The sequence below is a fragment of the Methanosarcina sp. KYL-1 genome (genome assembly GCF_024372725.1).
In the GTDB taxonomy this organism is placed as follows: domain Archaea; phylum Halobacteriota; class Methanosarcinia; order Methanosarcinales; family Methanosarcinaceae; genus Methanosarcina.
This window is the reverse complement of sequence record NZ_VOUA01000042.1, coordinates 1-22,673: the sequence shown is the minus strand read 5'-3', so window position 1 is coordinate 22,673 and position 22,673 is coordinate 1. Positions and strand designations below refer to the sequence as shown.

Sequence of the window (22,673 nt, the reverse complement as noted above, 5' to 3'; positions counted from 1 at the left end):
AATTAATGTATCGCACACTTAAAGGTCTTGGTCGCAGAAACTGCACTAACAACCATCAATTCGGTTATTCAGTTTTGCGATAGATTGTAGAACAACCCACCGACCAGAATTAACCGAACCGACAAAATCCCCGTCAGACAGGAAACAGCTCCCGTCTCCACTATTTTATGAGTTGAATGTCCTGCACGGATAATAAAGCAGGATTTTATAATTATGCGTTCATAGTATTTAAAGGTATCTATTGGCCCTTCAAACATGAGGAACCCTTCAACCTGATTACTATGGCACAAAACCTGCCAGCGCGCTTTGGTCCCGCGCTGACCGGGAAGCATAATAATGCTTTTTAGTATATAAAGCTTATGGTTCATGGATTTCTTGCAAAACGTACTCAAAATATTTCATTTGAGTCAGCTTTGACATTACCCTGAACTTCACCCGGGAATTAATTTATTCCAGAGCGATTCGCACTCATGCTGTGCGTGAGGGCTAACAATGACATATCTTAGATAAATAGTTAACGCTCTGGCAAACAAAAAAGACCGGATAAAAGCAAAAAAAATAAAAAAAGACAGCAGGAAAGCGCAGGATTAAAATAACAACATGAAGTTCAATTCCAGAAGAACGAATAAATTAAAGTCCAAAAACGATATATAATGCTATTTAAGGCTTATATAAATAAAAAGGACATAAAAGATCACAAAATATAGAAAATGAGGTATCAAACTGGCAGATTTAAGAAAACCTTCTCCCAAAGGCAAACCCACAACCACTGAAGAGACAGTTACTAGAGTCCGCACCCCACGCAGGGAAAACAACGAAGTCCTTGCAAGCGTCGAGAGCCTTCTTGGCGCAAACCGCCTGAGACTCCGCTGCATGGACGGCGTCGTCCGCATGGGGAGGATCCCGGGCTCAATGAAAAAGAAGACCTGGATCAGGGAAGGGGATATTGTCATTGTCGTGCCCTGGGAATTTCAAAACGAAAAAGCCGATGTAATCTGGAAATATACCAGGCCCCAGGTAGACTGGCTTGAACGGAAAGGATACCTAAAAGGATAACATGGACAGGGATCTGGAAGAAAAGGTCAGGCGCATTGACAAAGCTACTGACAGGCTGCGCATCAAAGAGAAAGATTCCGACCTCCTGAAGGTAGAAGAAAACGTATTCGATGTCCCCACCCTCAAAACCCTTTATACCCTTGCAAACAAAGGCACAATAAAGGCAATAGGAGGGTCCATCAGCACAGGGAAGGAAGCAAACGTCTTTTATGCGGAGGGGCCGGAAAGGGAGCTGGCAATAAAGATATACCGAATCGCGACCAGCACCTTCAAAGCCATGGATGCCTATATCATGAAAGACCCCCGCTTCACAAACATCCGGAACAAAAAGCGCGACATCGTTTTTGCATGGACCCGCAAGGAATTCCAGAACCTCAAAAGGGCAAAAAGCGTAGGGGTCCGGGTTCCGGAGCCCATAGTGGCTGAAAAGAACATCCTTATCATGCAGTTTATGGGAGAAAACGAAGTCCCATATCCTTTGCTGAAAAACGTTATTCTGGAAAACGATGACGGAAAGCGCATTTATGACACCGTTGTCGAATACATGCGGCTCCTCCATAAGGAAGCAAACCTCGTACATGCCGACCTGAGTGAATACAACATCCTCGTCGACCCTAACGACCTGAGCCCCATATTCATAGACATGGGGCAGTCCGTAACCCTCGAACACCCGAATGCCAGGGAGTTCCTGTACAGAGACGTGCAGAATATAATCAGGTACTTCAGCCGCTTTGGAATCAAAGAAACCCCGGAAGAACTGCTTTCAAAAATACAGGCGAAATAACATGACCCAATATGTCAAAATCCCCAGAGAAAGGATCGGCGTAATCATAGGGCCGAAAGGAGAAATGAAAAAGCTCCTCGAAGAAAAAACCGCATGCCAGATCGACATTGAAAGCGAGAGCGGAAAAATCGAGATTACCTGCAAGGACGACCCGTTAAAGGAGTTCAGGACCAGCGAAGCCCTCAAAGCCATAGGAAGAGGTTTCAGTCCGGAAAAAGCCCTCGAGCTTCTGGACGATGAGATGCTTATGCTTGATGTCCTCGACCTCTCCGGCATTGCCCCGACCCCCAAGGAACTTCAACGCATAAAAGGCAGGATAATAGGAAGGAACGGGAGGACCAGGGAACTTGCAGAAACCCTGATCAGCGTTAAGATTTCCGTCTACGGAAAAACCGTATCCGTAATCGGTTACCCGGAGCAAAACACCATAATCCGGACCGCAATCCAGATGTTAATCGATGGTGCAACCCACGGCGCAGTCTACAAATTCCTGGAAAAAAAGCACCAGGAACTCTTGCAGTCCCAGCTGGACTCAATAGAATTTCACTGAAAAACAAGAGAATCCCGGTTTTCGGGACCTCTTTAATTCACTCTTTTTATTATTTTTATTAAATTTGGTTATTCAACGGGTTCATCTTCATCAAATTCTTCATCTTCATCACCCACTCTTTTCCCCTTGCCTTCCAGGAATTTGCCCCTGCCGGGCTTTGCAATAATGGACTCCTCCATCCAGATAACCTCACCCCTGGAAAGGGTGTAGCGTGGAAAGACCCCGTCCATTCCTTCAAAAGGTGTCCATCCGGCTTTGCTGTGCAGCATTTCGGCTTTTATGGGCCGGATGTCACGGGGGTCCGCAATAATCAGGTCCGCATCGAAGCCTTCCGCAAGCCTGCCCTTTGAGTGCCCATCAAGCCCGAAAACCCTCGCAGGGTTCCAGCTCGTGACCCGGATCATCTGCCCCAGGGGCAGGATGTTCTTCTTGACTGCAGCAAGCATGAGAGGCATTAGCGTCTCAACGCCGGGCACACCTGAAGGAGCCGACCTGATGTCTTTGTCTTTTTCGGACTCCAGATGGGGAGCATGGTCTGATGCCACCATATCGACAGTCCCGTCATTAAGCCCGTTTACAAGGGCCTTGATGCTGTGGCTACTCCTCAGAGGAGGGTTCATTTTGCCAAAAGCCCTGAGCCTTTCCCAATCCCTTGTAGAGAGGAAAAGATGGTGAGGGGCAACTTCACAGGTAAAGAGAAGATCTTTTTTGTCCCTTTTTGCAATGTATTTTTCCTTCCGGATGAGCCCCACGGCTTCCAGGGTGCTGATGTGGCAGAAATGCCCCCTGACCTGCAGCCCGGAAATAAGTTCCAGGGCTTTCTGGACAGCATTTGCCTCACAGATGTTGGGACGCGCTTTAGAATGGTAATCACATGATTCATCCCCTTTCAAAAGAGCTTCCGTCTCAAGGCGCAGCTTCTCATCCTCGGCATGGATGGTTGCAAGAGCCCCCAGGCGTTTGATCTCAACAAGGGCTTCTTCAAAGGTTTCTTCGTCGATATTAAGCCCACCCGTAGATTCGGCCATGAAAATTTCCCCAAAAGCCGTAACTCCGAGCTTCCAGAGCTCTTCCAGTTTCTCAATGTTCCCGGTCACGCCCCCGTTAATCCCGAAGTCAACAATAGATTTCTTCCGGGCCAGCTTGAGCTTCTGCGCAAAAGAGCGCCTCTCAGTTGTGGGAGGAAGGGTATTGGGCTGGTCAATAACTGTAGTAATCCCCCCCGCTGCTGCCGCACAGGAACCCGTGTACCAGTTTTCCTTAAGGGTCATCCCCGGATCCCTGAAGTGCACATGCACGTCAATTCCCGCAGGCAAGGTCAGGGCGCCCCCCGCATCAATAACCAGATCCGAACTCGATACCCTCAGGTCCTTTCCGATTCTTGTGACTTTGCCGTCCTCAATGATGATTTCGGCAGGCTGGAGAGAGGAATCATGATAAATTCTTGTGTTCTTGATCAGAATATCAGGCATGGGCGTCTATATGCCCAAAAATGTACTTAAAGTATGTACATCAGCTGGGATTTTAAGAAATAAACGAAAAAAATATGGGATCTAAAAAAAGATGAACGGCCAGGAAGCCGCATCAGTTTAACTTGATTGGTTAACTTAATCAGTTTAACTTAACACGTTCGGCTGTAGTAAGGTAGACAACGCTCTCACAGATATTGCAGCAGTGGTCCGCAATCCTTTCCAGGTAGCGGATCAGGAAGAGCAAATGCGTGGCTTTGGAAATGATGCTTGAGTCCTTTGCCATCATTTCAAGAAGCTCCACCCAGACTGAATAAAAGAGCCTGTCGACTTCCTCATCCCGGGCGGCTGTCGCCCTTGCAAGCTCAGGGTCCCTGGTCTCAAAGGCTTTGAGGGAATTTGTAAGCATATCCGCAGTAATATCGGCCATTTTTCTGGTGTCAATGAGAGGCTTTACGTGCCCACCTTCGATTTTCCCGGGAATTTTGGCAATATTTATGGAAAGCCCTACAATCCTCCTCAGGTCCGCTGAGATCTTGAGGCCGCTTACCACAAGCCTGAGGTCGCTTGCCAGGGGCTGCTGGAGCGCAAGCAGGTCAAAAATCGAAACCTCGATTCCTTCCTCAAGTTCATCCGCCCTCGGTTCAAGGGCAAGGGTCTTTGCCGCAAGCTCGACATCGAGATTTATAACCGCATCCATGGAGTCGTTTAAGATTAGCTCAGCCAGCTCCCCCAGGGAATGCACCGACTCTTTTAGCAAGTCCAGCTGTATAAGGTATCGTTCTCGGACCACTTTAAATCACCCGAACCTACCGGTAATGTAGTCTTCGGTGCTCTTTTCCAGGGGGTTTTCGAAAATATGCCTGGTCTGCCCGAACTCGATCAATTCCCCCATAAGGAAAAATCCCGTGTAGTCTGAGATCCTTGCAGCTTGTTGCATATTATGAGTTACGATTACTATGGTATAATCCTTTTTCAGGTCCATGATAAGTTCTTCGATCCGGGAAGTGGAAATCGGGTCGAGAGCACTGCAAGGCTCATCGAAGAGGATGATTTCGGGCTTTACGGCCATTGTCCTTGCAATACAGAGCCTCTGCTGCTGCCCTCCGCTCAGGGAAAGGGCAGGGGACCGGAGCCTGTCCGAAGTCTCGTTCCAGAGAGCAGCCGAACGAAGGGCATGCTCCACAGTGCCGTCGATGTCCTTCTTGCTTGCCCCGTGGATGCGCGGCCCGTATGCAATATTGTCATAAATGGACATCGGGAAAGGATTGGGTTTTTGGAAAACCATGCCGACCTGCTTCCGGAGGTCAACGACATCCACGCCTTTTCCATAGATATCCCTGCCGTCGACCAGAACCTTGCCTTCTATCCTGCAGTTCTTGATAAGGTCGTTCATCCTGTTCAAGCAACGGATGAAAGTGGACTTGCCGCAGCCGGAAGGACCTATGAGAGCCGTTACGCTGTTTTTGGGGATCTGCATGGAAATATTTTTAAGAGCCTGCTTTTCCCCGTACCACAGATTAAGGCTTTCTACTTCTATCTGGGGCTGAGCTACATTTTGAACAGCTTCAGTCATTTTGTGTTACCTCAAATTTCGTATACCTAAAGGAGACCGTTCTCGAATAGAATAAGGTCAAATTTTCAATTTTTGCCGGTAGTGCCTGCGGACAAGGACCGCTATGACGTTCACACCCAGTACGACCATCAAAAGTACAAGGGCTGTTCCGTACTGGAGGGGCCGGGTCTGGGCAATGTTCGTCCCTGCAGTTGCCAGCACGAAAAGGTGGTAGGGAAGAGCCATGAATTGGGAATAGATGGAGTCCGGCAGCCTGGGCAGGAAGTAAGCAGCGCCCGTAAGCAGGATAGGAGCCGTCTCCCCTGCAACTCTCCCTATGCTCAGGATGGAACCTGTGACAACCCCGGGAATAGCAGCCGGAAGCACCACATGCCTGATAGTCTGCCAGCGGCTTATCCCGAGCGCCAGGGAGGCTTCCCGGTATTCTTTCGGAACCGCAATCAACGCTTCTTCACTGGAGCGGATTATCACCGGGATGATAAGGAGGGAAAGAGTCAGGGAAGCCGAAAGGATCGATGGGCCGAAACCGAGGTACTTGACAAACATTGCCAGGCCGAAAAGCCCGAAGACCACGGAAGGAGTCCCTGCCAGGTTGTTAATTGCCATCTCTATAACCCAGGTGGTCCGGGTTTCCCCAGCGTATTCGTTCAGGTAGATAGCAGCCAGGACTCCCAGAGGGAGGGCAACAGCCATCGACACTATGATAAGGGATACAGTTCCCACAATTGCCGGATAGATCCCGCCTTCGGTCATCATCCTGCGGGGCATTTCGGTAAGGAACTCAATGCTGATAGCCCCGTATCCGTTGAAAAAAATGTAGGCAAGGATAACAAGCACAAAGCCGGCAACCGTCAATGCAGCAAGGGTCAGCAGGGCAAAAGCAATTTTTTCACTGGTTTTCGCACTCAAACCCATGGTCAGTCCACCTTAAACCTGTATTTCTTTTTTATGGAATCCGCAACCAGATTGATAAGGAAAGTGAGAATGAAAAGCACTGACCCGACCGCAAAGAGGGCATGGAAATGGTCGCTGCCCTGGGGGACTTCCCCCATTTCAAGAGCAATCGTGGCAGTCATCGTCCTCACAGGGTCAAAAAGGCCCCCCGGAAATGAAGGAATGACTGCAGTGTTCCCGGTAACCATCATAACAGTCATGGTTTCCCCGATTGCCCTGCCCATGCCGAGCATTACGGCCGCCGAAATTCCGGAAAGTGCTGCAGGGACCGTGACCTTATAGATGGTCTGCCACCTTGTAGCCCCAAGGGCAAGAGAACCCTGTTTGAGAGAGGCGGGAACCGAACTGATGGCATCTTCGGAGATGGTGATTATCGTGGGAAGTGCCATGATCCCCAGCATAACCGAACCCGTAAGGGCAGTCTGTCCGGTCGCCAGGTTAAAGGTCTGCTGGACAAATGGGACCAGCACGACGAGCCCGAAGAACCCGTATACAACAGAAGGAACTCCAGCAAGAATCTCGACAAAAGGCTTCAGATAATCCGCAACCCTGGGGTTTGCCATCTCGGAAATATAGATTGCAGAGGCAATTCCCAGAGGCACCGAAAAAAGGATTGCCCCGGCAGTCACGATAAGCGAACCGAAAAACAGAGGCAGAATTCCGAACTGTGCATTCACGGACGTAGGGTACCAGAACCTGCCTGCAGCAAAGTTCGAAAAAGGTACGTCTTCAAAAAGGAGTAAACCGTCCCTGAATAAAAAAAGGCATATAAGAAGAAGGATGACGACCGTAAGGGTACTCACTGAGAAGAGCACGGATTCAATCATCTTTTCCTTATAATTCCTGTCTAACATTTTTTTCCCTTAGAAATCCCTTTCCGGTTTAGACCATTATTTTACGGGGAAATACCCGACTTCAAGCACAAGGGACTGCCCTTCCTCACTCATCACAAAATCAATGAATTCCTTTGTGAGCCCTTCTGGTTCCCCGTTGGTGTAGAAGAAAAGAGGCCTTGAGAGAGGGTATGCACCGCTGATGATATTTTCAGGGCTCGGGTACTGGAAGCCGTCCCCGCTGTCCAGGCTTACGGCCTTTACGCTGTCATCCAGGTATGCAACCCCGATGTATCCGATTGCATTGGGGTTCTGGGAAACTTCACTCACAATTGCCCCTGTGGTCGGCTGGGTAAGGGCGTCAGGGCGGTATTCATCTTCGAGCAGGACTTCTTCTTTGAAGTACTCATAGGTCCCGGAGCTGCTGTCCCTGGAAATCACGGCAATGGGCCCGGCTTCCCCGCCCACGTCCTTCCAGTTGCTGATGCTTCCGTTGTAGATGCCGCGCAGCTGGTCAAAGGTAAGTTCTGAAACAGGGTTTTTGGGGTTGACAACCACGGAAATGCCATCGTAGGCAATAGTGTGCTCCATCGGGCTGATTCCGTTTGCTTCGGCATTTTCAATTTCGGAATCTTTCATTTCCCTGGAAGCACTGGCAATGTCCACTTCCCCGTCAATCATGGCAGCAATGCCCACACCAGACCCGCCACCGGTAACAGTAACAGTCTTTTCAGGGTTTGCATACATAAATTCTTCAGCTTCAGCCTGGGCGAGAGGCAGGACAGTGTCAGAGCCTTTTATGAAAATATCCTGTGCTTCGGCCGCAGGGGCGTCCCCATAAGCGTCCTCTGCAGGAGCACCTTCTTCTCCATTTTCAGTTCCTGTACATCCAATTCCTGCAAATACGAGCCCGATTACCAGTAAGGTCAGGACCGCATATGTTCTAAACCTATTTGCCATGTTGTAAATACTCCATCAAATAAATAGTGATAAGTCAACAATCTGTATCCATCACAGTATTTTTTAGTACAACGCATTATAAAAGGAGAGAATATATAAAGATTTGCCATATAAGATATAGAGAAACATGTAAAACGTGAAATAAAAACAATTAGTAATATACTATATAGATAATACATAAAAATGAGGAAGAAAAGAAGATAAAAATGAGGGAGAGAAGAAGATAAAAATGAGGGAGAGAAGAAGATAAAAATCAGAGGGAAGTACAGAGAAAAAGGGAAATCACGAAATAATGGAGAGGACCGAGAGAAGAGGAAAAGAAGCCTAAAATGACCGAAAAACGAAAAGAAGCTTAAAATAGGTTCAAAAGAAGAAAAGAAGCTTGAAACAATAGAGGAAAGAGAAAAAGGAGAAGCTTGAAAATCTCAGAAATCGAAAAGAGACCTCTGTTCTGCCCTCACATTTTCCGAACAGGAACCTTTCTCTTTATCGTTCCCTTTCGCTTCTACTTCATCCATTTCTTTCTTATCCCTTTTGAAAGCAGGCTTTTCTGTCCCCGTTTTCTTTACTTCAGGCTTCTTTGCTTCGAAATCAAAGAGCCCTTTCTGTTTTGAATCGAAGTCCAGGGAAGACATCTTGACCCCGAAGACCCCAAGGATGCGTTCCACTGGAGGCAGGATCTGTTTTTTAATATAATAGTCGACGTCGATTGGGACGTTGTGTTCCCTTACGTAGTCAGGGTCCTCGGCCCGGTCCACGAAAAGGCCTTTTCCTGCAACGATTACGAAAGGAACCCTCGTCCCTATGGAAGGCATGACCCCTGTCCGTTCTTTCATTTTCTCCGCAACTGTCAGGTGAGGCTGCTTGTTTTTATAGCTATCAGATTTCCGTGTAAGGGTCCGGGTAAGGACAAGGTTTTCAATGATTTCGGAATCTTTCCCCGGGTCCAGGTTCCGGACATCGCTTACAACCTTCTGGACATGTTCAACTGCCATGTCGACCTCACCTTTCTTCAACACAAGTTCAAGGACCCTGTTAAGGGTCAGGGATGTCAGTTCGCACCAGTCCCTGCGGACGGTTTCCATGCCCTTGACCTTGATCTTGTCTTCCCAGCCCGAGTTTTTGGGCTCAAATAGCCAGAGAGCATAGCGTTTTTTTGCGATAAGGAGCGCACGCTTTGCAATGGACTCAAACTCGAGTTCCATGGGGTCAGGGAGAGAGGCAGAAACAATCTCTGCAAGCCTGCTTCCGACAAGGCTTACATCTTCAAGGGAGAGGAGACCTCCCCCGACGGCCTTGCAGTGGACAAAAACACTGTCCGTATCACCATAGGCAACAGAAAGATCCACCACCCTGTCCGAAGGGGCAGGGACCCCTACTTCATCGGGGAGCAGAGCCTCAGAGCCCCTGAGAACGATTTTTCCTATTGTATTATTAATAAGGTCCCGGGTGTTCAGGATGTTGCTTCGCCCGAAACTGGTAACTGCATTTGCAAGGGGGAGGCTGTAGAGCCTTGCCCGGGCGTAGCCGGAATAGCCATAGAAACTGTTCAGGAGGATTTTCAGGGCAAGCTGGGTTGCATCGAGTACCCTGTACTCGTCATCCGAAGCCCGCTTCATCTTCTGCTTTGTCTCAACCCTCCGGTTCAGAAGGTCCTCCAGGATGGAAGGCACAATTCCCCTGCTGACCTCCGGAGGTACGAATTCCCCTCCCGAAGGTGGCCGGATAGTTTTTACGTCGGGCCTGTCCCCCGTTACAACCGTAGTGTAACAGAGGTTGTGGGCCATCATGATAGTGGGATAGAGGGACTTGTAGTCAAGGATCAGGACATCTTCAAGCAGGCCTTTCTTCGGCTCAAGGACTTCGCCTCCTTTCAGGTCCGAGCTCATCTCGTGCCTCTCAGCCGAAAGGTCATCTCCCGGCTTTGGAAGGATCACCCGGTTCCTTAACCCGAACTCCCTCAGCAGGAGGTTTTCTACCATGGAGGTCTGGCCCCCATCCACAATTTCCTGGAGCAGGGTCCCGCTGACCTGAGCAAGGGCGATGTATTTGTCAAGGAGTTTCAGCTCAAGGACGAGTTCAAGGGCAAGCTCGGAGTCCCTGCGGGCATAATCTATGAATTTCTTGAGCTTGGCCCCGGAATCCGCCCAGTGTTCCTCCATCTCCGAGGGGGAGACATCAAGTTTTTCCCGGTTAAGGAGTTCCTTTGAGACCGCCCGCAGAGTATACTGTTTCAGGCTGTAGGCCCGGCGAACCAGGGGAAGAGCGTCCACAACCACCCGGCCTTTCATCTCGGTCCTGGTAATGAGCCCGAACTTCCGGTAGCCCATAAGGCTTCCATCCCGGCCAATCACGGAATTGACCATTGCCCCTTTTGAATTCAGGGTTTTTACCCTGTCCGTAATGTAGGGGATGTCGAAGTCCTGGTGGTTGTACCCCACAACGATATCAGGGTCATATTCACAAAAGATTTTGAAAAATAGGTTCAGCATCTCGGCTTCGTCCCTGCAGGCCAGGACATCTTTATCCGCACCTTCCACAGGCTTTGCCACAAGGATGAGGGTCTTATGCCCCTTATACTCGGGCTCGAAGGAAAAGCTGATCATGATCACGGGGGATAAATCCGGAGAAGGCATCCCTCCGTCAAGGGGCAGGCACTCGATGTCAAAGGAGAGGTACTTAAGGGGAGCAATTGTGAAGTTTTCAAGCTTCCTGAGCCCGGATGCAAGGACTACTGAGTCACATGAAAAATTTTCACAGCGGGACCGCCCTCCCTGACCTTGCCCGAAAAATCTGGCCGGGTCCACAGGTTTTCCCTCTGCGGAGACCCAGACCATACCCCCAAGGTCCCTGTCAATCAAAAAACGGTTCCTGAAAAGGATATCACTTTCATAGACCTGCCACTTGCCTCTGGCTTTCAGTACATCCTGGATCTTCAAAATGTCGTCCCTGATCTCCGGCACGTCTTTGGGCAAATTGGTGGTGATTTTGAGCATCTCTATCCTGTCTTTCTGGTATCCGACAGGCTCGAACTTTTTAACAATCTCGACTTTTTTTACCTGCTCGAAAGTATCCTTAATGAGCCTGGCTGCAGCATGCAGGTCTCCGGAGGCCTTGAGATAAAAATAAGGTTCAAAATCAGGGACAAGGCAGCACATGCTTTTACCGTCCGCTCCCCTCCCGAAGAGGCGGATGACGGGGCTGCTGTCATTAACGACTTCGTAATCCGCATCCAAGATCTGAAAATCCATAGGCATGGTTTACGGTTTTAGATAGACATATAGCTTTTGTTACTCTGAAAAAGGAGATTCGAAAAAGAAAGGAAGAAAAGGAAAAGCAAAGAAAAAGAAGGAAAAGAAAGGAAGAAGAGGAAAAAGAAAGGAAGAAGAGGAAAAAGAAAGGAAAAATAAACGAAAAAATAGATTTTAAAGAATTCCCGAACCTTTCCAGGTTCAGATCTGTTTTATGTTCATATTAATTGCAACTTCTGCGATGTCGGCGCTGTACTCGGCAACTCTCCGCAGGCTTTCCAGGATCATGCTGAGTTCGATGTTGCCTGAGCCTTCTCCATCCCGGGATTCCAGGGAAACGCCAAACTGGGAAACCTTCTTGGCTTCCACAACGATTTTGTTGATAGCCTGGAGGTCTTCTTCTGCCATCGAATCGATGGAGCTTTCAAAAACCTTCCTGGAAAGGTCAGCCATCTTAAAGATAGGATCTTCCTCACTGACTCCGTTCTCCATTTTCAGGACGTTTCTGGAAATCCGGACAGCATGGTCCCCTACGCGCTCAATGCTCTTGGTGATTAGCCTGTACCCCAGGCACTCTCTCGGGTGTCTTATCCCGATCTTTTCAGAGAGTTCGACATCCTCGATCGATGCCTTTAGCTGGCGGACGGCGAGCAGGTAGAAACGGTCTACGTCATCGTCCCTCTGGATGACGTCCTCGGCAATTTCCACGTTGTGGTCCCGAAGGGCGGTCATGGAGTCTTCAAGCATTGAAAGTACGAGCCCGTACATGTTTTTGATTACACGCCCGAGAGGCAGGTCGTTGTAGTTCAGGAGGCACTGGAAAACCAGTTCGTTCCTGGACTCTTCCACAAGCTCAAGCCCGATAAGTTTCTGGCGCACGGAGTCCTTGATAAACTTGCGGTCATAGGCGCTGAAACCTTTCTTGGTAGTCAGCTTGATAACGTCATACCCTACAAGGTAGTGTGAGATGAGGATCCTGAGGTTATTTTCCGCACTGTCGGCGTGGATATAGTCTATCGTTGCCTTCAGGACGGAATTTTCCCTTGAAACCGCACTCGAGGACACAAGCAGGGTCTTGTTCGGCATGGGAGTGAGGGTAAGGGTATCACCCGCTTCAAGCCCGATATCCCGGACCCATTTTATGGGCAGGGATACAATATAAGTAGAATTTCCGGTAAACTGAACTTTTCTTTTATCCTTGGTGATAAATAAGCCCCCTGGCTAGATTCTAACAACTCGTATGGAATCTATATAGAACAATGGTATATATAAATGTATCCAGGAAGTAAGACACAGAAATTAGAAAAAAAGAGTGCTACTATCATATAAGTATAGTATATAGGAGTCACATGGAGTAGTGAGAAAACATAGAGCGGCATAAAAAATAAAATAAAAAGTCAACTATAAACCAGATATAAATCTACCGGGGAAACCGGTCAAATACCGAAAAGTTGAGAGAGAAGCTTCCACAGGAAGAAGATCAAAATATATATGTGAGAGAGAAGAACTTAAATAGATAATTATGACAAAATAAAAAATGAAAAAATAAATAAGCGAATATTCCCATTTTGTTTGGAAAGAATTCAGGATTTTTTGGATTTGAAATTTCTGCAGGCCTGGCAATGCTGGAAATGCAGGGGGCCCATAAAACGGCTTTAAAGATTATTCCCTGTACCCCAAAAAACAATACGGTAGCTCGAAAAAACCGGTTATTAATGAAACTAAAAAGAGGGAAATGAATCGATGAAGCAATTAGAAATTAACCTGGAATCACTCATAAACAGCAGCCCCGTAGTCATTTTTTTATGTAAGTCAACGGAAAACTGGCCTGTTGAACTGATCACAGAAAATATACGACAGTTCGGGTACGGAGTTGAGGACTTCATAACCGGGCGCATCAAGTACCTTGATATTATTTACCCCGGAGACCTTGAAAGGGTTAATTCGGAAATAAAGAAATGTATGGAAGAGGGATGCTCCGAACTGACACAGGAATACAGAATACTGAAAGCCTCAGGAGAGGAGTGCTGGGTTGAGGTAAAGATCCTGGTCAGGAGGGACGAGGACGGATGCGTGAACCATTACCAGGGCACCCTCTGCGATGCCAGCCAGCGTAAAAAGGCCGAAGAATCGATGCAAAAAGCGCTGAAAAAGAAGAACGAGCTGAAAAATATCATAAAAAGCAGCCCTGTATTCGTGTTTTTGTGCAAGCCTGAAGAAGGCTGGCCCGTTGAATTTGTCTCTGAAAATATCACAAAGCTGGAATATACCCCGGAAGATTTTACCTCAGGAAAAATCAGGTTTGAAGACCTTATACACCCTGAAGACCGTGAAAGAATCCGAGCTGAAGTGGCAAAGTTTTCCCGGGAAGGGTATAGTGAATGTACCTAGGAACACCGGGTCCTGACAAAATCGGGAAAGGTTCGATACATCGATGACAGGACCCTTATCAAAAGGAACGACGAAGGGAAAATTATCCATTACCAGGGCATCGTCCTGGACATCACGGAGCGCAAACTGGCAGAAGAGATGATCAAAGGGCAGAACAGAGTGCTCGGAGAACTGGCATCTGGAGCCCCACTCGAAGAAGTGCTTCTCCTGCTTGTCCGGAATGTTGAGAAGATCAGGCCAGGCTCAAAGTGCTCGGTCATGCTTCTCGACCGGAAGAAAGAACATCTCTTTTACTGCGTTGCCCCCGGACTCCCGGACTTTTACAGACAGAAGACCGATGGGATAGAGATCGGTTTTGGCGCGACTTCCTTTGGGACCGCAGCCTATATGAAAAAAAGAGTTACCGCAGACAATGTAATGGAACACCCTTACTGGACAGAATACAGGGAATTTGCAGCCGGAGCAGGGCTAAAGGCCTGCTGGTCAGAACCCATCATCTCTTCCGCAGGAGAGTTGCTAGGGGTCTTTTCCATGTACTATGGAGAAGTGCACAGGCCCGAAAAAGAGGACCTGGATTTTATGAAAATAAACGCTCAGCTGGCAGCCATTGCAGTGGAACATAAGCTGGCAGAGGAAACCCTGAAAGAATCCGAGAATAAGTTCAGGACTGTCTTCAACAACATAAACGACCAGCTGTACATCCGCGAACCCGACGGAAAAAGTTACATGGACGTCAACCAGGCAGTTGTGGACAGGCTCGGGTATGACAAAGAAGAAATATTAAAAATGGAAGCCGAAGAGATCATTCCTTCAGAGTACTGGGACTCGGTCCGGGAAAACCTGAAAAAGATCCAGAGCGAAGGGTCCCGGATTTATGAGGCCGGTGCGGTCTGCAAGGACGGCACGATCGTACCCCTTGAAGTTAGTGCCAGGATCATTGATTATGAAGGCAAGAAGACGATCCTCTCGGTTGCCAGGGACATCACAGAGCGCAAGAAAGCAGAAGCTGCCCAGCGGCTCAACGAAGCAAGGCTCGAAGCCCTGGTGAAACTCAACCAGATGACAGGGGCCTCCTTAAAGGAGATCACGGACTTTGCCCGGGAAGAAGCAGTCAGGCTCACGGGGAGCAAACTCGGGTACCTGGCGTTCATGGATGCCTACGAAACCTCCCTGATTATGCACTCCTGGTCAAAGAGCGCCATGGAAGAATGTGTAATCGAAGACAAGCGCTTTATCTATCCTGTGAAAACCACGGGGCTCTGGGGAGAAGCAGTCCGGCAGCGCAGGCCCATTATCACTAACGACTACACAGTCCCCAGTTCCCTGAAAAAAGGATACCCAAAAGACCATGTTCACCTGACCAGGCACATGAACGTGCCCGTGTTTGACGGGGACAGGATAGTTGCCGTTGCGGGGGTAGGGAATAAAGAAGAAAACTACGATGAATCGGACCTCCGCCAGCTTACTCTGCTTATGCAGGGAATGTGGCAGCTTATCCAGAGAAAGCAGCTTGAAGACGCCCTGAAGACCTACTCGGAAGACCTTTCAAAAGCCAATGACGAGCTCAGGTCTTTAAACAGGATAAAAGCCGAATTCATGACAGAAAACATGCCCCAGCTCAAACTTGATTCCAGCGAGATCATAGATTACGAAACCTGGGAAACCATCGAAGACCAGCAACAAAAAGCAATAGATGTGGTCATTAACAGTTCAGACCGGCTGCGGCACATGGTTGACTCGCTTCTCTACCTGAGCCTGGAACAGGCAGGAAAGATTGAGTATTCATTCGGGGAAGTGGAGATTAAGAAAATCCTTTCTGATGCCTACCTTAACCTTATCCTCCTTATCGATGAAAAGGAGTTGAACTTCGAAAAGGAACTCCCTCCCAGCCTGCCGTCAATCCGGGGAGACAAAAATAAGCTAACCGAGCTTTTTACCACTATTATAAGCAACGCAATCAAGTTCACGCCCCACGGCGGGACCATGGAAGTGAAAGCCAGGGAAGAAGAAGAAAACATACATATCACAGTCAAAGACAGCGGGACAGGTATCCATAAGAGGCTTATCCCCCACCTCTTCCACAGGATTTACCAGGTTGATGACTCCCTCAGCCGCAGGTACCAGGGGCTTGAATCCGGGTTCTATATCTGCAAGAATATAGTCAGCGCCCACGCAGGGGAAATATGGGTGGAAAGTGAGGAAGGATCGGGGACCACCGTGCATGTGAGGCTCCCAAAACAGGACCCTGAGGTGGAGAAAATGGAATAAGACGGCCAAACGTCGCCGGAATGAGCTGAAGTGCCTGCCAGAGATAAATTCCTGAGAAGGAAATTTAAAAAACGGGGGGCAGGAACTGAAAAATTAAAAATTGAAGTCGAGTCGGAATAAAAAATGTTGTAAATTAAGTGGCTGGAGATTTACGATGAAACTGGAACTATTGGGCACTCTTTTCCTTTCGGACAAAAGGAAAGACCTTCTTCTGCTGTTGATGGAGGAACCCCGAAACATCGACGAGGTAAAAAACATCCTTAACGTGACATCAAGTGCGATCATGACCCAGATCAAGATCCTTATCAGCCAGGGGCTTATAATCCACGATGACGACCTGTATAAACTCTCTGATATCGGGAAAGTGGTCGTCAAAAAAATGAAACCCCTGCTCAACACTCTTGGAGTGTTCTCTGAGAACATGGACTACTGGGAAAACCATAACATCAGTGCAATCCCTGTCCACCTCCTGGACCGGATCGAAGACCTTGGCCACTGCGAGTTCGTGGAACCCGACCTGGACAGGATGTACGAAACCCCTCAGAAAATCGAAGAAAACCTGATAAGGTCAGCCCACGTAAAGGAAGTCTCTTCCTATTTTAATCCCGCTTACCCTTCTACCTACGTCGAATTAATAAGAAAAGGAACCGATGTTTCCCTGATAATCACAAAACCCGTTTTCGAAAGGTTAAAAAAGGAATACGGCACGGCACTGCAGGAATACCTGAAAAGGGAAAACGCAAAAATCTTTGTCTGCGACTGCCCGATAAGGGTGGCTTCAAGCGTGGTAACGAACCGCTTCATGGCGCTCTCCCTCTTCTATAAAAACGGGATATACCACAACCACGCCATGATGAGTTCCGAGGAAAGCGCCCTGAAGTGGGGAGAAGACCTCTTCCTGCATTACATGAAAAATTCAAAGGAAATAACGGGAGTAGAATTAGAAAATGTTTGAAAACTTCAGCCGGAAATAAAATTCAGCAGGATGCGGGAGATACAGTACTTCAGACCAAACATGATGTATATGGATCGAACCCCAATCCCTCCAGCCTTCATCCTTAATCCACCTAAAAGATTCAATAATTCCACAAAAGTTTCAATAATTCCACAAAAGTTTCAATGAACCAACTTCATAATCAATTCTATTAATTATCTCTATTAATCCACTTACTCATTTTTTGAATTACCTGAAAACTAAAGACTCTTTTTTCTAAGCGCAGGAGAATCTTTTCCTGACTCCATAAGAAATGGAAAAAAAGGAAGCTTAAGAGCTAAAAGCAACTGTTTTACGGATTTATTTTCCGGATCAGAACACCGGATCAGAACACCGGATCAGACACCCTGATATTATCAAAGCCTTTGATCAGATTAAGACCCCGGATAGGATGAGAGAAGTCCATCAAATCTGGCAGACCTTTAAAATCTGATAAATTAATGGGATCAGAAGAGTTAACAAAATCAAGAAATATCGCAGGATCAGGTTAATTCATAAAATCAGGAGAATTAGCAAAATTAAGCATCAGAAGAGATGTTAACCCCGTTAATCAAATCCCTGCGTTTATGTTATATGTATAAAAGTCAATGTATGATTGGAAGTTAACAGCCATAAAAGGACACACTCACGGAGTAAGTCCTTAATCGAGCTACTCACTGTTAACCAGGGAATAACCGCAAAAAATGTAGGAAGCGTTTTTTATGGCAGCAGACATCTTAAACCAATTAGCGGAAGCTGTCGTCGACGGAGACGACGATCTGGCAGAAGAACTTGCACAGAAGGCACTGGACGAAGGCGTTGACCCCTACGACGCAATCGTAAACGGACTGGCAAGAGGAATGGCAATTGTCAGCGACCAGTATGAGAAGGGAGAGGCCTTTGTCCCCCACCTGCTCCTGGCATCCGGCGCAATGTACGCAGGCATGGATATCCTTACCCCCGAAATGGTGAAGGAAGGGGAAGGCATGCAGGCAGTAGGGGTTATCGGTACAATCGAAGGAGACGTGCACGACATAGGCAAGAACCTCGTCAAGACAATGCTCAGTGCCGGCGGGTTCGAAATGATTGACCTGGGTGCAGATGTCCCTATCGAGAAGTTTATCGAAACCGCAAAGGAACACAAAGCCGACCTTATCTCCATGAGCGCCCTGATGACAACGACCATGACCAACATGGAAAAAGTCATTGAAATCCTCCAGGAAGAAGGGATCCGCGACGCCATGAAAGTCATGATAGGAGGCGCCCCTGTCTCTGAGGAATATGCCGCAGGAATTGGCGCAGACTCTACCCACCCCGACTCCATGCATGCAAGTGCCTGGGCATCCGAAGCCGTAAAGGAACTCGAGCCCAAAGCTGTCAGGTGGAGCGAGGAGAAGATCAACCTCGGGAAGATCAAGTACAGGGAAATCCTTGCAAAGAAAGTAGTCTCCGATAAGGTCGACATCGGGCTTGAGACGGCAAACAGGATCAAGGAAGAATTCGAAAGCGTGAGCGTGAAGGTCAAGGAAGAAATGACCCACATCGACAGGACCGTGTCCGCTATGTCCGACAAGAAGGTCGACCGCCTGCCTGTCTACCCGCTTGCCTGCGGTGTCCTCAGGAAGTTTGCCGGAGTCAACTACAGGGACTATGCCACAAAAGCAGAAGCTTTCACCCAGAGCGCCTTCCTTGGTGCAAAGTACCTGGACCTGGACATGTTCGTGGGCCTTGCCGACCTTTCAGCTACATCCGCGGACTTCGGATGTAAGATCAAATACCCCGAAGACGACACCCCATCCTCCGAAGGGCACATTAAAGATTATGAGAAGATTGAGGTCCCGGAACTTAAGGAAGGTACCCGCGGGTACGAACTGGTCATGGCTTCAAAGATGGCAAAGGAAAAACTCAACAAGGAACTAAACACCCCCTTCATCGGGTTCCACGAAGGCCCATTGCTCACCCTTACCCAGCTGATGGGTGCAGACCGCGTGCTTATGGACATGAAGACCCAGCCGGATGTTGTCCTTGAAGCTGTCCAGAAGTGTACCGACTACATCTGCCAGCTCTCAGAGCTCTTCTTCAACGAAGGTGCCTGTGACGCCCTCTGTGTCGACAACCTCTGGTCCAACAATGTCATCATGAGCGAACAGGACTACTGGAAGTTCGACGGCAAGTTCGTCTACGACCAGCACATCCCGATCTTCAAGCAGTACAACCAGCCGTACATCATCCACAACTGTGCTGACGCCGTGCACTTCGAGACCCAGATCAGGAAGTTCGGAACCGCCCTTTACAGCTATGCCTACTACGAGAAGTCCAGGGACAAGGGATCCCAGAACTACGCAGACCTCATTCCCAAGTACGGAGATATCTGCTGTATGATGGGAGAAGTCAACCCTGTTGAGTTCATGGACGGCTCCGCAGCCGGCGTGCAGAAAGTAAAGGACGACACAAAGAACCTGCTCCAGAACGTGCTGCCCGTACTCAAGGAGAACGGCTACCAGTCCAAGTATGTCATGTCTTCGGGCTGTGAAATCCCGCCAGGAGGCCCGCTTACAACCGTGCAGGCAATGGTTGACACCGTCAAGGAACTTGGTCCGGAACTCCAGAAATCAATAATGGGATAAGATCTCCTTAATGGGGCGAGATCTCCTCTCCCCATTTCTATTTGAGATCAGAAGAAAAAGTGAAGATTAAGGGCAAAACCCCCTGATCCGGAAATTCAGTTCCGGATTTATAGCTTAATTCAACAGAGGCGTATGAAAGGAGCCTGAATCCTGAAAAACTCTGTTAGACCCAAAAGCCAGAAAATCTCCATAAAACCCGGGAAAATTCCCAAAAAGGATTGAACTAAAAAAGATTAAAATAAAAAAATAATATAAAGTTCCAGAATAAACCTAAAACAGTTTTGGCCTCCATAAAGGAGCAAATTGGCCTCCATACCGGAGCCAAAAAGCTCCCGAATTTCCACCATTTTTCAGGAAAGAAAGCCGCAATGCACCCTCACCGGAGCAGAGGAGAGCACTGCGGCTAAAAACCTCCATTCCAGTAAGACCCGAAAATCCCCAAAAATTCCCGACAAACCCTTGAAAGTATAGCAAGGGAAAGGAAAGTAAGAGCAAGGGAAGGAAAGTAAGGCAGGGCAAAACATGGAGTCAGGACAAAAACGCAGAAGCACCAGAAAGAGTTGAGCAGGCCTGAAAAGGGGAGTTTTTCACCCCCTTATTTCTGAGGATAATTCTGGAAAAGCAAGTTGTGTCTTTTTTTAAAAATGGGTTTGCAGCCTTCAAATATCAAATTCGTACAACCTTTTCGGACTATGAGAATGAGAAAATTACCCGGACCACGGATAATAAGAAAAGATAGGCCATAGGAATTTTAGAGGAGGAACGTCATGTATCTGGGACTTGGAATTGATACGGGAGGAACCTACACAGATGCCGCTATCATGGATATGTCAAACGGAACTGTAATAGAGTCCAATAAAGCACTTACAACTTATCCCGACCTTATAAGAGGAATAAAAAATTCTATAGAAGGGTTAGACCCCGGACATCTGAAAAGGATAAAATTCGTTTCTGTTTCTACCACCCTTGCTACCAATACGACTCTTGAAGGCAAGGGCTATCCTGCAGGCTTGATCCTGATAGGACACACAATTCCCAAAAAACTTGCCAGCCGATACGTGATATCGATCCAGGGGGGGCACGATTCGGACGGGAATGAAATCGCTCCCCTCGAAGACCTGGAAACCTTAAGGGAGTTCGTAAGGCAGGTAAAGAACAAAGTGGCATCATTTGCAGTTTCCGGGTATTTCGGAGTCAGAAACCCCGAACACGAACTCAGGGTTAAAGAAATAATCCGGGAATTGACAGACATGCCCGTGGTCTGCGGCCATGAACTTTCAATGAGTCTCGGGGCCTACGAAAGAGCGGTGACCGCTCTCCTGAATGCCGAACTTATCCCTGTAAGCAAGCAGTTCATCAAATCCATCCAGACCGTAATAGAAGAAAAAGGAATCAAAGCAACCCTCATGATGATGAAATGCGACGGGTCCCTCGTAAGGATCGAAGAAGCCCTGCAAAAGCCTGTCGAATCTATATTTTCAGGGCCCGCAGCAAGTCTTGTGGGAGCCGCCCACCTTACAGGCCTGGATACCTGCGTGACCGTGGATGTAGGAGGCACAAGCACCGATATAGCCATGATCTCGAAAGGCATTCCCGAGATCAGCGATTCAGGGGCAAAGGTAGGCGGCTGGAAAACAATGGTAAAGGCAATCCGGATGGATACCTCGGCTCTTGGTGGAGACAGCCTTGTCTGGATCAAAAGGAAACCTTACCTGGGACCAAATAGGGTGGTCCCCCTCTGCCTTGCTGCTGCGGAATTCCCTGTGCTGCTTGAGAAACTCGAATCCATTGAGAAGCCTAAAGAGCGCCTGATGGACGAGATCATACAGCCAACAGCCTTTTTCTTCAGGAACGGGCCGCATTCCGAGGGTCACCTTAGCGCAGAACTTGGTGAAGACGAAAAAGAACTCCTGGACCTCCTTGGAGAAGAGCCACTCTCAGTCTTTGAAATCTCGGCAAAATCAGGAAAACACCCCCTGATGTTTGCCGGGAACCTGAAAACCCTGATTCAGAAACGCTACGTTGGGCAGATCGGGTTTACCCCAACAGACGCCCTCCATGTGCTCGGTGAATACGTGAGGTGGGATGCAAGAGCCTCCTGGTACGGGGCAAAAATCCTCGGGCCTTACCTGAAAAAAGGGCCGGAAGAATTCTCCACCCAGATAAAGGCAGAGGTCGTAAGAAAACTTGCCCTGGAACTGGTATCCTTCTTTGCGGATGACCTTAAGAAAACGGATATTGAAAAGCTGATAGGAAAAGAAGCTTACCTGAAGTTCCAGGTAAACGTCCCTGTAGTGCTTGTGGGAGCCCCGGTAAGGGCCTACCTGAAAGACCTTAACGAGATGATTAATGCAGACATCCGGATCCCCGCATACCACGAAGTCGGAAATGCCGTGGGAGCCCTCGCAGGTAAAGTAATCCACAGGACAGAAGTCCTGATCCGTCCCCTAGCCTCGGGAAACGCCGGGTACACGGTTTTCTCCGAACTCGGGAGAGACATCTTTGAAGAATACGGACAGGCCCTGGATTACGGACTTAGACTCAGCCAGAAGCTTGTCTCGGAGTATATGGACGGGTACGGCCTCGAAATGGGCAACGTGGAATATGACCTTAGACAGAATGATGTGGGAAGCATAGGAAAAGCCCCGCTGGAAACACGCCTGGTCGGGATAGGTGTAGGGACAACCGGGAAACTTGCATAAACCGGGGAAATCACAGCCCGGGAGACAGCAGAAAGAAGGCTGCATTCCGGGCAAAAATTAGCAGGTAAAAAAATCAAAGCAGTGCTATTGGGGAAAAAACATGGCAAGTGAAATAAGAACACCGAACAGCCCGAATCCGGAAAGCCGGGACAGAATGGCAAAACTGGCCCGAACGATACAGGACAAGATTCAGATAAAGGAACCTGTAAAGGAAGAAGGGCTGATCGATCAGCTCGAAAGGGCAGCCACCGAAATAGACGAGCTGCTGGGTTCGTCCCT

The 22,673-nt window shown here is 48.3% G+C and carries 18 protein-coding genes; 10 read left to right on the top strand and 8 right to left on the bottom strand.

From position 1 onward, the window contains the following. Positions 1 to 723: 723 nt before the first annotated feature. From eif1A to FTO70_RS17130, 3 genes are read left to right on the top strand one after another with little or no spacing between them, the layout of a single operon-like run. Positions 724 to 1,056 carry a translation initiation factor eIF-1A gene (gene eif1A, locus FTO70_RS17140; protein WP_255336994.1) on the top strand — a complete coding sequence of 111 codons (333 nt, stop codon included), beginning with the start codon at positions 724 to 726 and terminating at the stop codon, positions 1,054 to 1,056. 1 nt (position 1,057) lies between these two features. Beyond that, on the top strand, positions 1,058 to 1,840 hold the full coding sequence (locus FTO70_RS17135; protein ID WP_255336992.1) for a serine protein kinase RIO: 783 nt from the start codon (positions 1,058 to 1,060) through the stop codon (positions 1,838 to 1,840). Between the two features lies 1 nt (position 1,841). After that, a complete protein-coding gene (locus FTO70_RS17130) occupies positions 1,842 to 2,390 on the top strand; it encodes a KH domain-containing protein (protein WP_255336991.1) in 549 nt (182 codons plus the stop codon). A 68-nt stretch (positions 2,391 to 2,458) separates the two neighbouring features. Here FTO70_RS17130 and FTO70_RS17125 read toward each other — a convergent pair whose 3' ends face one another. The 8 genes from FTO70_RS17125 to FTO70_RS17090 form a co-directional block, all read right to left on the bottom strand. Beyond that, positions 2,459 to 3,862, bottom strand: coding sequence for a dihydroorotase (locus FTO70_RS17125; RefSeq protein ID WP_255336990.1), 1,404 nt, complete (start codon positions 3,860 to 3,862; stop codon positions 2,459 to 2,461). 139 nt (positions 3,863 to 4,001) lie between these two features. After that, positions 4,002 to 4,652, bottom strand: a complete 651-nt coding sequence (gene phoU / locus FTO70_RS17120) for a phosphate signaling complex protein PhoU (protein ID WP_255336989.1) — start codon at positions 4,650 to 4,652, stop codon at positions 4,002 to 4,004. Between the two features lie 6 nt (positions 4,653 to 4,658). Then, on the bottom strand, positions 4,659 to 5,435 hold the full coding sequence (gene pstB / locus FTO70_RS17115; RefSeq protein WP_255336988.1) for a phosphate ABC transporter ATP-binding protein PstB: 777 nt from the start codon (positions 5,433 to 5,435) through the stop codon (positions 4,659 to 4,661). Positions 5,436 to 5,492: 57 nt separating this feature from the next. Next, a complete protein-coding gene (gene pstA, locus FTO70_RS17110) occupies positions 5,493 to 6,350 on the bottom strand; it encodes a phosphate ABC transporter permease PstA (protein WP_255336986.1) in 858 nt (285 codons plus the stop codon). A 2-nt stretch (positions 6,351 to 6,352) separates the two neighbouring features. Next, on the bottom strand, positions 6,353 to 7,243 hold the full coding sequence (pstC, locus tag FTO70_RS17105) for a phosphate ABC transporter permease subunit PstC (protein ID WP_255336985.1): 891 nt from the start codon (positions 7,241 to 7,243) through the stop codon (positions 6,353 to 6,355). Between the two features lie 36 nt (positions 7,244 to 7,279). Further along, positions 7,280 to 8,182 (bottom strand): PstS family phosphate ABC transporter substrate-binding protein, encoded by a 903-nt coding sequence (locus FTO70_RS17100; protein ID WP_255336984.1) that lies wholly within the window; start codon positions 8,180 to 8,182, stop codon positions 7,280 to 7,282. A gap of 425 nt (positions 8,183 to 8,607) precedes the next feature. Beyond that, positions 8,608 to 11,439: a DNA-directed DNA polymerase gene (locus FTO70_RS17095; protein WP_255336982.1), complete on the bottom strand. Its 2,832-nt coding sequence runs from the start codon at positions 11,437 to 11,439 to the stop codon at positions 8,608 to 8,610. 195 nt (positions 11,440 to 11,634) lie between these two features. Continuing rightward, on the bottom strand, positions 11,635 to 12,639 hold the full coding sequence (locus tag FTO70_RS17090) for a phosphate uptake regulator PhoU (protein WP_255336993.1): 1,005 nt from the start codon (positions 12,637 to 12,639) through the stop codon (positions 11,635 to 11,637). Positions 12,640 to 13,001: 362 nt separating this feature from the next. Here FTO70_RS17090 and FTO70_RS17085 point away from each other — a divergent pair, with 362 nt between their 5' ends. From FTO70_RS17085 to FTO70_RS17055, 7 genes are all read left to right on the top strand, one after another. Beyond that, complete coding sequence (locus tag FTO70_RS17085; RefSeq protein WP_255336981.1) at positions 13,002 to 13,172, top strand: hypothetical protein; 171 nt, start codon at positions 13,002 to 13,004, stop codon at positions 13,170 to 13,172. Between the two features lie 4 nt (positions 13,173 to 13,176). Next, a complete protein-coding gene (locus FTO70_RS17080; RefSeq protein WP_255336980.1) occupies positions 13,177 to 13,824 on the top strand; it encodes a PAS domain-containing protein in 648 nt (215 codons plus the stop codon). 138 nt (positions 13,825 to 13,962) lie between these two features. Next, positions 13,963 to 16,092: a GAF domain-containing protein gene (locus tag FTO70_RS17075; protein ID WP_255336979.1), complete on the top strand. Its 2,130-nt coding sequence runs from the start codon at positions 13,963 to 13,965 to the stop codon at positions 16,090 to 16,092. Between the two features lie 154 nt (positions 16,093 to 16,246). Then, positions 16,247 to 17,047 (top strand): winged helix-turn-helix domain-containing protein, encoded by an 801-nt coding sequence (locus FTO70_RS17070; protein ID WP_255336978.1) that lies wholly within the window; start codon positions 16,247 to 16,249, stop codon positions 17,045 to 17,047. A gap of 740 nt (positions 17,048 to 17,787) precedes the next feature. After that, the gene (locus FTO70_RS17065) at positions 17,788 to 19,692 is read left to right on the top strand and encodes a methyltransferase cognate corrinoid protein (protein WP_255336977.1); all 1,905 of its coding nucleotides are present in this window, start codon (positions 17,788 to 17,790) and stop codon (positions 19,690 to 19,692) included. Positions 19,693 to 19,973: 281 nt separating this feature from the next. Continuing rightward, the gene (locus FTO70_RS17060; protein ID WP_255336976.1) at positions 19,974 to 20,099 is read left to right on the top strand and encodes a hypothetical protein; all 126 of its coding nucleotides are present in this window, start codon (positions 19,974 to 19,976) and stop codon (positions 20,097 to 20,099) included. A gap of 360 nt (positions 20,100 to 20,459) precedes the next feature. Next, positions 20,460 to 22,394 (top strand): hydantoinase/oxoprolinase family protein, encoded by a 1,935-nt coding sequence (locus FTO70_RS17055; RefSeq protein WP_255336975.1) that lies wholly within the window; start codon positions 20,460 to 20,462, stop codon positions 22,392 to 22,394. Positions 22,395 to 22,673 lie beyond the last annotated feature (279 nt).

What these genes read in the sequence shown, in the direction of transcription:
- FTO70_RS17135 (WP_255336992.1), top strand. Translation starts at nt 1,058, where the DNA reads ATGGACAGGGATCTGGAAGAAAAGGTCAGGCGCATTGACAAAGCTACT.
- FTO70_RS17130 (WP_255336991.1), top strand. Translation starts at nt 1,842, where the DNA reads ATGACCCAATATGTCAAAATCCCCAGAGAAAGGATCGGCGTAATCATA.
- FTO70_RS17125 (WP_255336990.1), bottom strand. Translation starts at nt 3,862, where the DNA reads ATGCCTGATATTCTGATCAAGAACACAAGAATTTATCATGATTCCTCT.
- pstB (WP_255336988.1), bottom strand. Translation starts at nt 5,435, where the DNA reads ATGACTGAAGCTGTTCAAAATGTAGCTCAGCCCCAGATAGAAGTAGAA.
- pstA (WP_255336986.1), bottom strand. Translation starts at nt 6,350, where the DNA reads ATGGGTTTGAGTGCGAAAACCAGTGAAAAAATTGCTTTTGCCCTGCTG.
- pstC (WP_255336985.1), bottom strand. Translation starts at nt 7,243, where the DNA reads ATGTTAGACAGGAATTATAAGGAAAAGATGATTGAATCCGTGCTCTTC.
- FTO70_RS17100 (WP_255336984.1), bottom strand. Translation starts at nt 8,182, where the DNA reads ATGGCAAATAGGTTTAGAACATATGCGGTCCTGACCTTACTGGTAATC.
- FTO70_RS17095 (WP_255336982.1), bottom strand. Translation starts at nt 11,439, where the DNA reads ATGCCTATGGATTTTCAGATCTTGGATGCGGATTACGAAGTCGTTAAT.
- FTO70_RS17080 (WP_255336980.1), top strand. Translation starts at nt 13,177, where the DNA reads ATGAAGCAATTAGAAATTAACCTGGAATCACTCATAAACAGCAGCCCC.
- FTO70_RS17075 (WP_255336979.1), top strand. Translation starts at nt 13,963, where the DNA reads ATGATCAAAGGGCAGAACAGAGTGCTCGGAGAACTGGCATCTGGAGCC.
- FTO70_RS17070 (WP_255336978.1), top strand. Translation starts at nt 16,247, where the DNA reads ATGAAACTGGAACTATTGGGCACTCTTTTCCTTTCGGACAAAAGGAAA.
- FTO70_RS17065 (WP_255336977.1), top strand. Translation starts at nt 17,788, where the DNA reads ATGGCAGCAGACATCTTAAACCAATTAGCGGAAGCTGTCGTCGACGGA.
- FTO70_RS17055 (WP_255336975.1), top strand. Translation starts at nt 20,460, where the DNA reads ATGTATCTGGGACTTGGAATTGATACGGGAGGAACCTACACAGATGCC.